Origin of the sequence: Microbacterium sp. AG238, assembly GCF_003610405.1 — a bacterium.
GTDB lineage: Bacteria > Actinomycetota > Actinomycetes > Actinomycetales > Microbacteriaceae > Microbacterium.
Window position 1 is genome coordinate 517,646 of the sequence record NZ_RAQC01000002.1, and the last position, 14,880, is coordinate 532,525.

At 69.8% G+C, this 14,880-nt stretch carries 14 protein-coding genes; 5 read left to right on the plus strand and 9 right to left on the minus strand.

Going from position 1 to position 14,880, the window contains the following annotated elements; genetic code table 11:
• Positions 1-10: 10 nt before the first annotated feature.
• From DEU36_RS14055 to DEU36_RS14090, 8 genes are all read right to left on the minus strand, one after another.
• A complete protein-coding gene (locus DEU36_RS14055; protein ID WP_120264941.1) occupies positions 11-847 on the minus strand; it encodes a DUF559 domain-containing protein in 837 nt (278 codons plus the stop codon).
• A gap of 617 nt (positions 848-1,464) precedes the next feature.
• Complete coding sequence (gene pstB / locus DEU36_RS14060; RefSeq protein WP_023954907.1) at positions 1,465-2,244, minus strand: phosphate ABC transporter ATP-binding protein PstB; 780 nt, start codon at positions 2,242-2,244, stop codon at positions 1,465-1,467.
• A gap of 18 nt (positions 2,245-2,262) precedes the next feature.
• Complete coding sequence (pstA, locus tag DEU36_RS14065) at positions 2,263-3,360, minus strand: phosphate ABC transporter permease PstA (RefSeq protein WP_120264942.1); 1,098 nt, start codon at positions 3,358-3,360, stop codon at positions 2,263-2,265.
• Position 3,361: 1 nt separating this feature from the next.
• The gene (gene pstC / locus DEU36_RS14070; protein ID WP_120264943.1) at positions 3,362-4,315 is read right to left on the minus strand and encodes a phosphate ABC transporter permease subunit PstC; all 954 of its coding nucleotides are present in this window, start codon (positions 4,313-4,315) and stop codon (positions 3,362-3,364) included.
• 78 nt (positions 4,316-4,393) lie between these two features.
• Entirely contained in the window at positions 4,394-5,497 is a 1,104-nt protein-coding gene (gene pstS, locus DEU36_RS14075; RefSeq protein WP_120264944.1) for a phosphate ABC transporter substrate-binding protein PstS, read from the minus strand.
• Between the two features lie 172 nt (positions 5,498-5,669).
• Positions 5,670-6,608 (minus strand): NUDIX domain-containing protein, encoded by a 939-nt coding sequence (locus tag DEU36_RS14080; protein ID WP_120264945.1) that lies wholly within the window; start codon positions 6,606-6,608, stop codon positions 5,670-5,672.
• The gene (locus DEU36_RS14085; protein ID WP_120264946.1) at positions 6,605-8,773 is read right to left on the minus strand and encodes an RNA degradosome polyphosphate kinase; all 2,169 of its coding nucleotides are present in this window, start codon (positions 8,771-8,773) and stop codon (positions 6,605-6,607) included. The genes DEU36_RS14080 and DEU36_RS14085 overlap by 4 nt, the downstream gene beginning before the upstream one ends.
• Positions 8,774-8,823: 50 nt before the next feature.
• Entirely contained in the window at positions 8,824-9,522 is a 699-nt protein-coding gene (locus DEU36_RS14090) for a response regulator transcription factor (RefSeq protein WP_120264947.1), read from the minus strand.
• A 108-nt stretch (positions 9,523-9,630) separates the two neighbouring features.
• Here DEU36_RS14090 and DEU36_RS14095 point away from each other — a divergent pair, with 108 nt between their 5' ends.
• The 5 genes from DEU36_RS14095 (at position 9,631) to DEU36_RS14115 (ending at position 14,002) form a co-directional block, all read left to right on the plus strand.
• Positions 9,631-9,921 carry a hypothetical protein gene (locus DEU36_RS14095; protein WP_120265182.1) on the plus strand — a complete coding sequence of 97 codons (291 nt, stop codon included), beginning with the start codon at positions 9,631-9,633 and terminating at the stop codon, positions 9,919-9,921.
• A gap of 183 nt (positions 9,922-10,104) precedes the next feature.
• Positions 10,105-10,710 carry an FABP family protein gene (locus DEU36_RS14100; RefSeq protein ID WP_120264948.1) on the plus strand — a complete coding sequence of 202 codons (606 nt, stop codon included), beginning with the start codon at positions 10,105-10,107 and terminating at the stop codon, positions 10,708-10,710.
• On the plus strand, positions 10,710-11,798 hold the full coding sequence (locus DEU36_RS14105; RefSeq protein WP_120264949.1) for a folate-binding protein YgfZ: 1,089 nt from the start codon (positions 10,710-10,712) through the stop codon (positions 11,796-11,798). Before DEU36_RS14100 ends, DEU36_RS14105 begins: the two co-directional genes overlap by 1 nt.
• A gap of 1 nt (position 11,799) precedes the next feature.
• Positions 11,800-12,918 carry an FUSC family protein gene (locus DEU36_RS14110; protein WP_183045408.1) on the plus strand — a complete coding sequence of 373 codons (1,119 nt, stop codon included), beginning with the start codon at positions 11,800-11,802 and terminating at the stop codon, positions 12,916-12,918.
• A 409-nt stretch (positions 12,919-13,327) separates the two neighbouring features.
• On the plus strand, positions 13,328-14,002 hold the full coding sequence (locus DEU36_RS14115) for a HEAT repeat domain-containing protein (protein WP_120264950.1): 675 nt from the start codon (positions 13,328-13,330) through the stop codon (positions 14,000-14,002).
• Positions 14,003-14,026: 24 nt separating this feature from the next.
• On the opposite strand, the gene DEU36_RS14120 is transcribed toward DEU36_RS14115, so the two are convergent.
• Complete coding sequence (locus DEU36_RS14120) at positions 14,027-14,845, minus strand: class I SAM-dependent methyltransferase (protein WP_120264951.1); 819 nt, start codon at positions 14,843-14,845, stop codon at positions 14,027-14,029.
• Positions 14,846-14,880: the final 35 nt, after the last annotated feature.

Below are 14,880 nucleotides of genomic sequence, written 5' to 3' on the forward strand. Positions count from 1 at the left end.
GAATCGCGGTTCAAACGGATGCTGCAAGCCGCAGGCTCGGGTGCGTTCGCAGGGCTCCGAGGATGGCTGACTCGACGAGCTCCCAGTCGTGGATGACCAGCGCGTAGTCGAAGCGCAGCGTCACGTATCCCCATGTCGCCGCATTCGCATCGCGCATGAGGTCTTTGTGGCGCTTCGCCTCGCTGTGGCGATTCTCGCGGCCGTCGAGCTCCACGATGAGCCGGTCGCCGATGAGGGCGTCGACGACTCCGACCCCGAAGATCGACACCTGGGTTCGCACCCGTAGTCCGAGTGTGCGCAGACGCCACCGCAGGAGCGATTCGAGCCCGCTGTCGGCATCCGCCCGGGCGAGCTGAAGCGCCTCTCGGCCGCGGGCATTGGTGTGCATGCGGAGCCACCGCAGGTCGGCCGTCGTGAGACGGCGCTGTCGCAGGGCCGACTCGAGCGTGACGAAGAAATGCTCGGGGCCGCGGCATCCGAGGATCTGGCGCAGCACCTGTCGGAGCGGAAGAGCACCGGATGCCGTGGGGCGCAGGTCACGGTCCCAATGCTCGACGCACCCGCACGCCGAGCCGTGATGCGCGCGCTGGCCGGTCTTGAGCCACACGTGCGGTTCGTCGTCATCGGCGAGCGTCCAGAGCCCGTGGTGGCGGGCGGCCGTGACGCATGCCATCGAGCCGCCGTGCGCCGCGATCGCTCGGGCCGAAGGGCAGGCACCCGGCGAGGCGTACACGCCGATTCGGATGCGGCTGAGCCTGCCGGTGTCGAGTGCAGCCGCCATCTCGCGACGCCTCAGGCCGTCGGCGCGGAGTTCCCGCGTGGTGAAGATCGATCGCGACTCGCACATCTCTTCACCGTGACCCGCCCGCGCCTGGCTGACGGGAGATCATCGACGATCTGTGCACCGCGGTCTCGTCCTCCGAGACGGGGAGGAACGGTCAGTCGGGTGCGGCGCGGTCCGCGATGCAAGGGTTGCGGTGCGACACCCCGCGGGAGCGGCATCCTCACCGGGGTGTCGGCTTCGATCCCTTGCATCCGCGTACTGCCACCGCCGGAGAGGCGTCCGGCCGGGTGGGCCGTTCGGTCTATTGGTGGGGTGGGTGGGGCTGGGCGATGCGTGTTCCGCGATGCAAGAGATGCCGTGCGACACCCCGCAGGGGCGGCATCCTCATCGGGGTGTCGGCCTCGATCCCTTGCATCCCGGCACGGAGGGCAGCGGGCTCGGCAGAGTCCGAGCCGGCCTTCGCCCCCGGTCGGCCCGACCCGTCCCAACAGGCCCGACCCCCCCGGTTCCCCCGGGCCGGCCCGCCTCGCTGGCCCACCTACCCGAGCCACCGGGCCACCGCCAGCCCCACGCGCGCCGGGATGCAATGCCGAAACGGCGACGCGCCGGGCGAGGAGCCCTCGCACCGGCGCGTCGCGCACGATTCCTCGCATCCCGGCCCACAGCGAGCCGGGCGCGGCTCACCCGAAGCGGCCGGAGACGTAGTCCTCGGTGGCCTGAACGGACGGGGTGGTGAAGATCGAGGTCGTGTCGTCGTACTCGATGAGCTTGCCGGGCTTGCCCGTTCCGGCGATGTTGAAGAACGCGGTCTTGTCGCTGACGCGCGAGGCCTGCTGCATGTTGTGCGTGACGATGACGACCGTGTAGTCGCTCTTGAGCTCCTGGATGAGCTCCTCGATCGCGAACGTCGAGATCGGATCGAGGGCCGAGCAGGGCTCGTCCATGAGAAGCACATCGGGTGAGACGGCGATGGCCCGCGCGATGCACAGACGCTGCTGCTGTCCGCCCGAGAGTCCCGAGCCGGGCTTGTCGAGACGGTCCTTGACCTCGTTCCAGAGGTTGGCGCCGCGCAGCGACTTCTCGACGAGGGCATCGGCGTCCGACTTCGAGATGCGACGGTTGTTGAGCTTGACGCCTGCCAGCACGTTCTCGCGGATCGACATCGTGGGGAAGGGGTTCGGCCGCTGGAACACCATGCCGACCTGGCGCCGCACGAGCACCGGGTCGACGCCCGGTCCGTAGAGGTCGTCGCCGTCGAGCAGCACGCTGCCCTCGACGCGCGCGCCGGGGATCACCTCGTGCATGCGGTTCAGGGTGCGGAGGAACGTCGACTTGCCGCAGCCCGAGGGGCCGATGAAGGCGGTGACGCTGCGGGGTTCGATGTCGAGGGAGACGCCCTCGACGGCGAGGAAGTCGCCGTAGTAGACGTTGAGGTCGTTGACTTCGATGCTCTTGGACACGGAGATTCTTCTTTCGGGTCAGCGGCCGGTCTTGGGTGCGAAGAACTTGGCGATCAGGCGCGCCACGAGGTTCAACAGCATCACGATGACGATGAGGGTCAGGGCGGACGCCCACGCGCGGCCGACGAAGGCCTCGGCGGGAATGCCCTGGTTCATGTACTGGGTGTAGGTGAAGACCGGCAGGGTCTGCATACGACCGTTGAAGAGGTCGTAGTTCATGGATGCCGTGAAGCCGGCGGTGATCAGCAGCGGGGCGGTCTCGCCGATGACGCGCGAGATCGAGAGCATGACGCCGGTCGTGATGCCCGCGATGGCGGTGGGCAGCACCACCTTGGCGATCGTGAGCCACTTGGGCACGCCGAGTGCGAACGAAGCCTCGCGCAGCTCGTTGGGGACGAGGCGCAGCATCTCTTCGGTCGAGCGCACGACCACGGGGATCATCAGCACCGCGAGCGCCACCGACCCCATGATGCCGAGGCGGATGCCGGGGCCGAGGAACAGCGCGAACAGGGCGTAGGCGAAGAGGCCGGCCACGATGGAGGGGATGCCCGTCATCACGTCGACGAGGAACGTGATGCCCTGCGCGAGACGCTTCCCCTGCCCGTACTCGATGAGGTAGATCGCGGTGAAGATGCCGATCGGGATCGAGATGACCGCGGCGGCGAGCGTGATCAGGACCGTGCCCATGATGGCGTGGAGCGCACCGCCACCCTCGCCGACGACGTTGCGCATCGACGAGCTGAAGAACTCGCCGCTCCAGCTGGGGGCGCCCAGCGTGATGACGGTGAACGCGACGGAGACCAGCGGCACCATGGCGATGAGGAACGCCACCGTGACGACGCCGGTCACGAGGCGGTCGACCGACTTGCGGCGGCCCTCGACGGCGGCGGAGACCGCCGTGATGAGCACGAGGTAGGCCACCGCCGACAGGATGAGCCAGCCGGGCACATTGAGAGCGTCGCCCGAGGCGGCAGCGATCACGCCGAAGAAGACGCCCACGACGACCAGGGAGGCTCCGAGGATCGCCCAGGGCGCCCACCTCGGCAGGTGGCCGGTTGTGAGGCCTGTCGAAGCGCTGCGCGCCGACGTGCTCGGGGGAGTCAGAGTCGCGGTCATGTCAGTTGGCCCCCGAGAATTCCTTGCGGCGGCTCACGATGTAGCGCGCGACCGCGTTCACCGCGAAGGTGACGACGAAGAGGATGAGGCCCGTGGCGATGAGGACGTTGACGTTCGTCCCGTAGGCCTCGGGGAAGGTGAGTGCGATGTTCGCCGCGATCGTCGAGGGATTGCCCGAGGTGAAGAGCGCGAACGTGACGCCGCCCGACACCGAGAGCACCATGGCGACGGCCATGGTCTCGCCGAGCGCACGGCCGAGGCCGAGCATGGCGGCCGAGACGATGCCGCTGCGGGCGAAGGGGAAGACGGCCATCCGGATCATCTCCCAGCGCGTCGACCCGAGGGCCAGGGCGGCCTCCTCGTGCAGGGTCGGCGTCTGCAGGAAGATCTCACGGCAGATCGCGGTGATGATCGGGGTGACCATGACGGCGAGGACGACGGATGCCGTGAAAATCGTGCGACCCGTGCTGGAGACGGGGCCGTTGAAGAGCGGGAACCAGCCCACGTTGTCGACGAACCAGCTGTAGACGGGCTGCACGGCCGGTGCCAGGACGCCGATGCCCCAGAGGCCGAAGACCACGGAGGGGACGGCCGCGAGCAGGTCGACGACGTAGCCGAGGGCCTGAGCGAGCTTGCGCGGGGCGTAGTGCGAGATGAAGAGCGCGACGCCGAGCGACAGCGGCACGGCCATGAGCAGCGCCAGCGCGGCTGCCCAGACGGTGCCGAAGACGAGCGGCCCGACGTACGACCAGAAGTTGTCGGGCAGGATCGAGGCGTCTTCGTTGGTGGCGACGAAAGCGGGCAGCGACTGGATGACCAGGAAGATCGCGACCGCAGCGAGGGTCACGAGGATCATCGAGCCGGCGAAGAGCGCCGTGCCGGAGAACCAGCGGTCGCCCGCTCGGGTCTTGGCCCTCGGGGCTCCGGTGCGGGTGACCTCGGGTGTGGTGGTCATGGCTTCGATTCTGTGCGACGGACGGGAACCGCGCGAGGTGCCCGGTCCGGCGAAACCGGACCGGGCACCCGGAGCGTCTTACTTGATGGCCTCGATGGCCTCGGTGACCTGCGTGCGCAGGGTCTCCGAGATGGGGGCCGAGCCGGCAGCGGATGCCGCGGCGTCCTGACCCTCGGCGCTCGCGGCGTAGCTGAAGAAGCCCTTGACCATCTCAGCGGTCGCGGCGTCCTTGTACTCGGCGCAGCCGATGAGGTAGCTCACGAGGACGATGGGGTAGACACCGGCCTCGGTGCTCGTGCGGTCGAGCTTGATCGCGATGTCGGTCGCAGCGCGGCCCTCTTCCTCGGGCGATGCGTCGACGATCGCCGCCGCGGCCTCGGGGGAGTACTCGACGAACTCGTCGCCGACCTTGATCGCGACGGTGCCGAGGTTCCCGGCGCGCGAGGCGTCGGCGTAGCCGATGGTGCCCTGGCCGCCCTCGACGGCCGAGATGACGCCCGACGTTCCCTGAGCGGCCTCGCCGCCGAGGGCCGGCCACTCCTCGACCGAACCGGCGGTCCAGACATCCGGCGCGGTCTTGCCGAGGTAGTCGGTGAAGTTGCCCGTGGTGCCCGACTTGTCGGAGCGGTGCACCGGCGTGATCGCCGTCGCCGGCAGCTCGACGCCCTCGTTCAGGGCCGCGATCGCCGGGTCGTTCCACGTCGTGATCTGGCCGGCGAAGATCTTCGCGAGCGTGTCGGCGTCGAGGTTCAGCGAGTCGACACCGTCGATGTTGAAGACGACGGCGATCGGCGAGATGTAGGTCGGGAGCTCGACGAGGTCTGAGTCGGCGGCGCATGCCTCGAACGGGCCGGCAGTGATCTCGTCGGTCTTGAACGCGCGGTCCGAGCCGGCGAACTGCACGGCGCCGGCCTGGAACGACTCGCGTCCCGTGCCCGAGCCGGAGGGGTCGTAGTCGATCGTGAGACCGGGGTTCGCGGTCTGCAGGCCCTGGGTCCAGGCCTGGACGGCGACTTCCTGCGACGAGGCGCCGCCGCCGACGAGGTTGCCCTCGAGGGAGGGGGCCGAGGAGTCGCTCGAGCCGGCGCCGGGCGCAGCGCTTTCGTTTGCAGCGCAGCCGGCGAGGGCAAGAGAGGCCACGGCGGCCACGGCGCCCAGCTGGGCGAGTCGGGAGAGCTTCACTGTGTGAATCCTTCGCATGTTGATGACGAGAACCCGGTGCAGGTTCGTCCCGAACGGTAGACACCGTCCCTTACGAGAGTGCGCTCTGGGGGTGAACAGAAGGTGAACGACGCTCATGAACCGCGGAACGACGGGCCTCGCAGCGGGTGCCGCCGCGGTGTCGCGTGCGAGATCACACCTTCGGCATGTGCGTTTCGATCGCGACGATCCCCGAACCCGGGTTCTCGCGCGGCAGGTGCACGACCGAGAACGCACCGGTCTCGAGCGCCGAGGCACTGCCGAGGTAGGACCCGCGCAGGGTTCCGGTGGCCAGCGCCATCTCGTTCAGCAGGTCGGGCAGCACGGGGCCGTGGGAGCAGAGCACGACGGGTTTCCTGGCACGCACACGGTCGCCGATGACCGACCGGACATCGGCCCGGCCGTTCTCCCATGCGTCCTGCGAGAGGTGGTGCGAGGTGTCGATGCGTCGGCTGATCGCCGCCGCCAGCGGCGTCACGGTCCGCACGCAGCGGCGCGCATCGGAGGAGACGATGCGGCGGACGCCGAAGGCGAGGAGCGGGCCGACGATGGCGTGCGCCTGCTTCTTGCCGCGGGCCGACAACGGCCGCGCCGCATCCTCGCGGTCCCAGTCCTCGCGGGGCACGGCCTTCGCGTGGCGCAGAGCGATGAGGGGGAACGTGTCGATGGCGCGCTCGTCGACCAGCCGCACGAACTCGTCGAGGATCTCGACGTCGACGGGGTAGCTCAGCGCCTTGCGGGCCTTCTTGAGGCCCATCCACTCCAGCGCCGCGATCTCCTTGTTCGGCACGAACGTCGACATCCGGATGGCCAGGTCGGTCGCTTCCGCCGCCCAGTAGTGCACGATCTTCTGCTTCTTGCTCGGCAGGTGGTACCTCGACACACCGACGGGCGGCCCGAGCCGGACCGAGATGCCGGTCTCTTCCCGGATCTCGCGCACGGCGGTCTCGGCGAGCATCTCACCGGGGTCGACCTTTCCCTTCGGAAGCGTCAGGTCGCGGTACTTGGTGCGGTGGATGATCAGCACCTTGACCTTGCCGTCGATCCACCGCCAGACCACGCCACCGGCCGCGTACACCGCGGTGTCGGTCATCGCACCGCGCGCGCCCGGCGACGCCGCTGCACATGCGCCATCGTGCGGTCCTGCAGGTCGGCGAGCGGCTTGCCATCGTCGTCGAACGCATGGCGCGTCCAGACGCCGCCCTCGCCGAGATGCCACGAGCTGGTCGCGTCGCTCATCGCGAGGTCGAACAGCGTCGTCAGCTCTTTGACGTGCGCGGGCGCGACGACCCGGACGAGCGCCTCGACACGGCGGTCGAGGTTGCGGTGCATCATGTCAGCGCTGCCGATGTAGGCGATGGTGTCGCCGGCGTTGTGGAACGTGAAGATGCGCGAGTGCTCGAGGTAGCGTCCCAGGATCGAGCGCACCGTGATGTTGTCGGTCACGCCCGGAAGATCGGTGCGGAGCGAGCAGATACCGCGCACCCAGACGTCCACCCGCACCCCGGCCTGGCTCGCCCGGTAGAGGGCGTCGATGATCTGCTCGTCGACCATCGAGTTGACCTTGATGCGGATGTGGGCGGGCTTGCCCTCGAGCGCGTTGCGTCGCTCGGCGTCGATGTGGCGCAGCAGGCCCTTGCGCAGATGGAGGGGGGCCACCAGCAGGCGCTTGAACTTCTTCTCGATCGCGTAGCCGCTGAGCTCGTTGAACAGTCGCGTCAGGTCTCGTCCGACCTGCTCGTCGCTCGTGAACAGTCCGAAGTCCTCGTAGAGGCGGCTCGTCTTGGGGTTGTAGTTGCCCGTGCCGATGTGACTGTAGCTGCGCAGGGCGCCGTCTTCTTCGCGGATGACGTGCAGCAGCTTGCAGTGCGTCTTCAGCCCGACGAGGCCGTAGACGACGTGGACACCGGCCTTCTCGAGCTTGCGGGCCCAGACGATGTTCGCGGCTTCGTCGAAACGGGCCTTCACCTCGACGAGAGCGAGCACCTGCTTGCCGCGCTCGGCGGCGTCGATCAGCGCCTGCACGATGGGGCTGTCGCCCGACGTGCGGTAGAGCGTCTGCTTGATGGCGAGCACGTGAGGATCACGCGCCGCCTGCTCGAGGAACGCGACGACGCTCGTCGTGAACGACTCGTACGGGTGGTGCACGAGCACGTCGCCGGCACGGATGGCGCCGAAGAAGTCGGTGCGCCCGTTCTGCTCGGCGGGCTGGAACGCGGTCGCCGTCGTGGGAACGTGCGGCTTGTACCGCAGCTCGGGACGGTCGATGCGGGCGAGGTCGAAGAGGCCGCGCAGGTCGAGCAGCCCCGGCAGGCGGTACACCTCCTGATCGGTGATGTCGAGCTCGCCGAGCAGGAGGTCGAGCGTGACGTCGTCCATATCCTCGGTCACTTCGAGCCGGATCGGCGGGCCGAAGCGACGCCGGAGCAGCTCGGCCTCGAGCGCCTGGATCAGGTTCTCGGTCTCGTCCTCCTCGATCACGACGTCTTCGTTGCGCGTGAGTCGGAAGGTGTGATGCTCGAGGATCTCCATGCCGGGGAAGAGGTCTTCGAGGTTGTTGGCGATCAGGTCCTCGAGCGGCAGGTAGCGCTTGACCGAGGTGCCGGTGTTGAGCTCCACGAACCGGGGGAGCATCGGCGGCACCTTGAGGCGCGCGAATTCCTGTCGTCCGGTCTTGGCGTTGCGGATCCGGATAGCGAGGTTCAGCGACAGGCCCGAGATGTAGGGGAAGGGGTGCGCCGGGTCGACGGCCAGGGGCATGAGGACGGGGAACACCTGCGCCTGGAAGTAGTCGTACAGGCGTCCGCGCTCGGACTCGTCGAGGTCGTCCCATCCGACGATCTCGATGCCGGCATCCCGGAGCGCCGGCTGGATCATGTCTCCCCACGCGCTCGCGTGACGTAGCTGCAGCGCGTGCGCATCGGCGGAGATGTCGGAGAGCACCTCCTGCGGAGCTCGCCCGACGTTGGTGGGGACGGCGAGACCCGTCACGATGCGCCGCTTGAGCCCGGCGACGCGCACCATGAAGAACTCGTCGAGGTTGCTGGCGAAGATCGCGAGGAAGTTGGCTCGCTCGAGCACCGGCAGAGTCGGGTCTTCGGCGAGCTCGAGCACGCGCTGGTTGAACGCGAGCCAGCTGATCTCACGGTCGGTGTAGCGGTGGTCGGGCAGCTGTGCGTCGACGTCTTCGACGGCCGGGTCGAAGTCGTCGTCGTCGGCGTCGCCCAGACCGGAGTCCAGAGCCTCGGTGTCGATCATCCCCTCATCATGGCAGTCCTGCGTGTCCTGCCGGTGAACGAGACGGAGAGTCAGCTCTGCGCGGAGTCGCCGCCGGCGGGAACCGGCTCGTCCTCATAGACGTTGAAGCGGTAGCCCACGTTGCGCACGGTGCCGATCAGCTGTTCGAGATCGCCGAGTTTCGCGCGCAGACGCCGCACGTGAACGTCGACCGTGCGGGTGCCGCCGAAGTAGTCGTAGCCCCACACCTCGCTCAGCAGCTGCTCACGCGTGAAGACCCGTGAGGGGTGCGTCGCGAAGAAGTGCAGCAGCTGGAACTCCTTGTACGTCAGGTCGAGGGGCCGCCCGTGCACCTTGGCCGAGTACGACGACTCGTCGATCGTGATGCCGGAGGTCTGGATGCGGCTCGACACCGCTTCTTTGCTCACGCGTCCGATCGCGAGGCGGATGCGGGCGTCGATCTCGGCGGGGCCGGCTGTGACGAGGATGACGTCGTCGATGCCCCAGTCGGTGGACACGGCGGTGAGGCCGCCCTCGGTGACGATGAGCACGAGAGGTGCATCGATACCCGTGCTGCCCAGGATCTTGCACAGCGACTTCGCGCCGACGAGGTCGTGACGCGCGTCGACGAAGACCACCTCGGCGCTGGGGGCGTTGACGAGCTGGGCGGGTTCGGCGGGGATCTGCCGGACCCGGTGGCTGAGCAGCTCGAGCGCCGGGAGCGCGAGACCACCGCCGTGCGTGGAACTCAGAACGAGAAGCTGTGCCAACGGGGATTCCTCCGGGAGCGGCCGGGACGTGCACTCATCTTAGGCGTTCGCTGGGCGCGGGCTGTGCGCAGCGTCGCGCAGGGCGACACCGTGGGCCACAATGGGACGGTGACCACGCCCGATCTCGCACCGCCGCGCACCGTTGCCGGAGTCGTCGCCGTCTGGATCGCCGCCGCTGTCGCGGCCATCCTGGTGGGGGTTCTCGCGCCGGTCGACGAGCGTGCGATGTGGATGCCGGTGGCCCTGGGCGGCTGCCTCGTCCTGGCGTTCGTGATCCAGCTGGTGCTCGGGCGCGTGCGGGGATTCATCGAGCGCGTGGCGGTCAGCGTGCTCGGTGCGCTGTTCGTCATGGGGTTCATCGGCATCGGATTCGGGCTGTCGTCACTCGTCGGCGCGTGAACGCGGCGGGCACGACGGCCCCTTTCCACGGGCGCGGACGGCCCGTGCGGGCATAGAGTAGAGGCATGGATCTCCTCGCGCTTGAAATCTTCTACGTGGGCCTGCTCGGACTGGCGTCGCTCGCCATCGTCTTCGTGTCGGGCGTCGTCGTGAAGAACCTCTACCGCGGCCAGCGCTGACACCGTGCTCGAGCTGCCCACCGACCTGCCGGCGGACCTCGTTCCGCTGTCGTGGCTGCTCGGAGTCTGGGAGGGCTCTGGCGTCATCGACTACGAGACGGCCGACGGCCATCTCACCGGCGAGTTCGCGCACCAGGTGAGCTTCAGTCACGACGGCGGCGACTATCTGAACTACTCCGCCAACGCCTGGCTGATCGACGACAGTGGTGCGCGTATCCGTCCGCTCGTGGCCGAGACCGGATATTGGCGAGTCGCGCGACCAGCCGCGGCCGAGGACGCCGGACCGGGCCTGTTGCCGGCATCCGCTCCCGCGCGCGAGCGGACCGTCGACGATGTCGAGGCGCTCCGCAACGACGAAGGCGGTTTCGACCTCGAGGTCGCGCTCGTCCACTCCGACGGCGTGAGCGAGCTGTACCTCGGGCAGGTCCGCGGTCCGCGCATCGACCTCGCCACCGACGCGGTCGTGCGCACCGCGGGGGCGAAGGAGTACACCGCAGCCACGCGCATGTACGGCCTCGTCGACGGGCACCTCCTGTGGGCCTGGGACATCGCCGCCCTCGGAGGCGAGCTCGCCTCACACGCGTCGGCCCGCCTGGCCAAGGCCGAGTGATGTCGGGCGACGGCGCGACCTTCGCCGACGTCGACGGGGCCGTGTGCGACGAACTCGGACTCCTGCACATCGGCAATCCGATGCGTGAGCAACAGCTTCTCGACAGCGGCGGTGCCGTCGCGCCGCTGGGCGATCGCGCGGTGGTGACCGTCGCCGGCCCCGACCGTCTCGGCTGGCTCGACTCGCTGACCTCGCAGGCACTGACGCGGCTTCTCCCGGGCGAGAGCACCGAGCTGCTCGTGCTCGACCCGCAGGGTCACGTCGAGCACGCGGCATCCGTCGTCGACGACGGCGAGACGACCTGGCTCATCACCGATGCCGAGCGTCTCGACGGGCTCGTCACCTGGCTCACGCGTATGCGGTTCCGCTTGCGCGTCGAGGTGACCGACCGGTCCGGCGATACCGCCGTCGTCGGCGGAACGGCGGCCGCGGTCGCCGACCTGACGTCGTCCGTCGTGTGGCGCGACCCATGGCCGGAGGTTTCCATCGGTGGATGGGGATACGCGGCGGACGAGGGCCATCCCGCGGCCGGACGTGACTGGGCCGAGGCGGTCCTCGACCGCGGCGAACTCCGCCGGCTCGCCGACGACGCCGTCGCGGGACGCCGCCGCGTCGCCGGACGATGGGCGGCCGACGCCCTGCGCATCGCCGCGTGGCGGCCGCGCGCGACCACGGAGGCCGACGGCATGACGCTTCCCCACGAGGTCGACTGGCTCCGCACCGCCGTCCATCTGTCGAAGGGCTGCTACCGCGGCCAGGAGACGGTGGCGAAGGTGCACAACCTGGGGCATCCTCCCCGTCGCCTCGTGGCGTTGCAGCTCGACGGCAGCGACGCGGTGCTTCCCGAACCCGGCGCGATCGTGCGCCGCGACGGCGACGAGGTGGGGCGGGTCACCTCGGCCGCGCGGCACTTCGAGCAGGGGCCCATCGCCCTCGCCATCGTGAAGCGCTCGGTGCCGGTCGACGCCGACCTCATCGTCGATGCCGGTGACGAGACGGTCGCGGCGGTCCAGGAAGTCGTCGTTCCGCCCGACGCCGGCCGCACCGCCGCACCGCCGCGGCTGCCCCGTCTGAGCCGCCGCACCTGACGTGGCGCCCGAGCGTCCCGATGAGCCGCCCGCCGTCACTGCGCCCATCGCGACCGGCTGGCGGGCTCGCGTGCGCCCACGGCGGGGTTTCGAACGCGCCCGCGACTCGGCTCCGGCCATCGTGCAGATCGTCGTCGCGGCATCCGCGGCCTATGCGTTCGCGCACCTCGTCCTGGGGCACCCGTCACCCCTGCTCGCCGCGACCGTGACCATCTCGAGCCTCGGGCTCGTCCGCGACGCCCGGCCGCGGCGCGTGCTCGAGACGGTGATCGGGATGCTGGTCGGTGTGCTGGTGTCGGAGCTCATCGTGCTCGCCGTCGGTTCGGGCACCTGGCAGCTCGCCCTGGCCCTCGCTGCGACGCTGCTCACCGCGAGGCTGCTCTCGGCGCAGCCGAGCTTTGCGATCTCCGCCGCGATCCAGTCGGTGATCGTCATCGCGATTCCGGGGAGCATGCCGTTCCTCCGTCTCGTCGACGGCTCGGTCGGTGCGGTCGCCGCGCTGCTCGCGACGGCCCTGCTGCCGCGCCGACCGCTGCGTGAGGTCTCGCGCGCGGGCCGGGCCCTGTTCGCCGGGTTCGAGGGCGCTGCCGCGGCCGTCATCCAAGCACTGCGCCGCGGCGACCGGGTCCGAGCCGACCGGGGGCTCGAGAAGGCGCGGGCGCTACAACCGCTCGTCGACGATTGGACGACATCGCTCGACTCGGGCCTCGCCGTCGCCCGCATCTCGCCGTTCCTCCGGCGTCAGCGCGAGGAGCTGCAGCGTCAGGACCGCATGCGGGCCTCGCTCGACCTGGCCACGCGCAACCTCCGGGTCATCGCCCGCCGTGTCGTCTACGCCCTCGAAGACCGCCAACCGCGCCCGATCGCCGCCGACCTGCTCGCCCAGATCTCGCGCGCGGCCGACCTGCTGGGAAGGTCGATCGACGACATCGCGCTCGAACCCGCCGCGCGCGAGTCGCTGCTCGCGGTCGCGACCCGCCTCGACCCGACGACTCTGGCGCCCGGTTCCTCGCTCGGAGACCAGAACGTCATCACCGCCCTGCGTCCGCTCGTGGTCGATCTGCTGACGGCCGCGGGGATGCCGCAGGCCGAGGCCCGCGCGACGATGCCGCGCATCTGAGCCCGTATCGCTCGCACGTGAGGCGCTGCCTCACGGCCGCCACGGCTCGCCGCTCAGCGCCGAGGACGGTGCCGTCGACAGGCTGTACTTGCGCCGTGCTTGCCGAACCGTGCACCGGGCCGCATTCAGCCTGTCGCCGGAACGGGCTCGCGACCGAATGGAGCGGACGTGCGACCGGTCGCTGTCGCCCGCGAGGGACGTGAGCACCGAAGCATGGAGCCGCAGGCTTGTGCGCCGCGAACAGGCTGCGCTCGTGCGTCGGTCGCTGCAACCGGCCCATCGTCGCGGCCAGCCTGATTGCGGCGCCGACGAAGCCACGCACGGTCCCACCTGGGACGGCGTTGTGAAATCGACGCGCACGGAGCCCGCGGGCCGGCGAACGTGTTCGATGGAGGGGGAGGAATGTGACATGACCAGCGAGAACACGCCGACTGCCGCCGATCTGCTGCGCCGCGCACTGGGATCAGCCGACGGGTCCGAGCGGGTCCGCAGTGCGATGGCTGCCGGAACGTATCCCCGCCCCGAATACGTTCCGGTTCTCGTGGAGCAGTGCGCCCACGAGCCCGACTTCACCGTGCGCGAGACCCTCACCTGGGCGCTGACCCGACAAGACCGCGACACGACCCTCGAGACGGTGCTGCCCGAGCTCGGATCGGCGTCGCCGCAGGCGCGTGCCCAGGCGCTCCACACGCTCTCGAAGATCCGCGACCCGCGGGCCTGGCCCGCGATCACGCGGGAGCTCCTGCACGACGACGACACCGCTGTCGCACGGACCGCGTGGCGCACGGCGGCGGGGCTCGCCCCCGAGGCCGAGCGTGCCGCCCTCGCATCGGAGCTGGCCGCCCACTTCGGAGTCGGCCCGGACGACCTCCAGCAGAGCCTCAGCCGGGCGTTCGTGATGCTCGGTGAATCGGGCCGTGAAGCGATCGACGCTGCAGCGGCGTCGGCGCAATGGAATGTCCGTCTGCACGCACTCGCGACCGATCACCTCGTCTCCTACCCCGAGGATGGCTACGAGGCCGCCGTCGCCGTGGCCCGCCGCGCTGCCGCTCGGCGCGACGCGGCCGACTGGCACGAAGGCTGACATCGCGGCGCTCGGCGCCCGGGCTCAGCGCGGCGCGACCGCACTCCAGGGAACCGTGAACTCGCCCAAACGCCACCGTGAGCGGTCGCCAAGGTCGAATCCGCGGTCGGCCATCGCGCCCAGAGCGGAACGCCACCGCTGAACGGGACCGAAAGCGGATGCCGGCGCGGCCCGGCGCCACTCGTCGTCGAGCAGGGCCAGCAGATCGTGCACGCGCTCGCCCACGACGTTGCGGTGGATGAGGGCTTTCGGCAGACGTTCGGCCGCGATGGCGGGCGAGTCCAGTCCAGACAGGCGCAGTGAGACGGTGAGGCTGCGGGGCGCGGCATCCGGTCCCACCTCGATCCAGGTGCTGACGCGGCCGATCTCGTCGCACGTGCCCTCGACGAGCATCCCGTCGGGCGCGAGGCGCGACGTCATCCGCGTCCACGCGTCGGCGACATCCGCCTCGTCGTACTGGCGCAACACGTTGAAGGCGCGGATGATCGCGGGTCGGCGCCCGCCCGGCGCGGGCACCTCGAATCCACCTCGTTCGAACCCGACGCGGGCATCCGGTGCGAAGGACGTGCGCCCGGCGCGGACCTCCTCGAGCTGCTCGCGCGCACGGGTGACGCGCTCGGGATCGATCTCGAGTCCGACGACCTCGACGTCGGCTCGTGCGAGGCGCAGACGTGCCTCGAGCTCGAACGCCGTCACGCCGCTCGCCCCGTACCCGAGGTCGATCACGAGGGGATCGGCGCACCGGCGCAGCACGGGATGCCGCGCGATCCAGCGATCGACGCGACGCAGGCGATTCGTGTTGGTGGTTCCACGGGTGGCCTGCCCGATATGTCCCGGGGCCATGCCCCCATGATCGCAGGCCCCGGCTCGATAGACTC

Coding starts and splice junctions, on each gene's coding strand:
- DEU36_RS14080 (WP_120264945.1), bottom strand. CDS start 6,608: ATGACCGACACCGCGGTGTACGCGGCCGGTGGCGTGGTCTGGCGGTGG.
- pstC (WP_120264943.1), bottom strand. CDS start 4,315: ATGACCACCACACCCGAGGTCACCCGCACCGGAGCCCCGAGGGCCAAG.
- DEU36_RS14115 (WP_120264950.1), top strand. CDS start 13,328: ATGACCAGCGAGAACACGCCGACTGCCGCCGATCTGCTGCGCCGCGCA.
- DEU36_RS14105 (WP_120264949.1), top strand. CDS start 10,710: ATGTCGGGCGACGGCGCGACCTTCGCCGACGTCGACGGGGCCGTGTGC.
- DEU36_RS14085 (WP_120264946.1), bottom strand. CDS start 8,773: ATGATCGACACCGAGGCTCTGGACTCCGGTCTGGGCGACGCCGACGAC.
- pstA (WP_120264942.1), bottom strand. CDS start 3,360: ATGACCGCGACTCTGACTCCCCCGAGCACGTCGGCGCGCAGCGCTTCG.
- DEU36_RS14120 (WP_120264951.1), bottom strand. CDS start 14,845: ATGGCCCCGGGACATATCGGGCAGGCCACCCGTGGAACCACCAACACG.
- DEU36_RS14055 (WP_120264941.1), bottom strand. CDS start 847: ATGTGCGAGTCGCGATCGATCTTCACCACGCGGGAACTCCGCGCCGAC.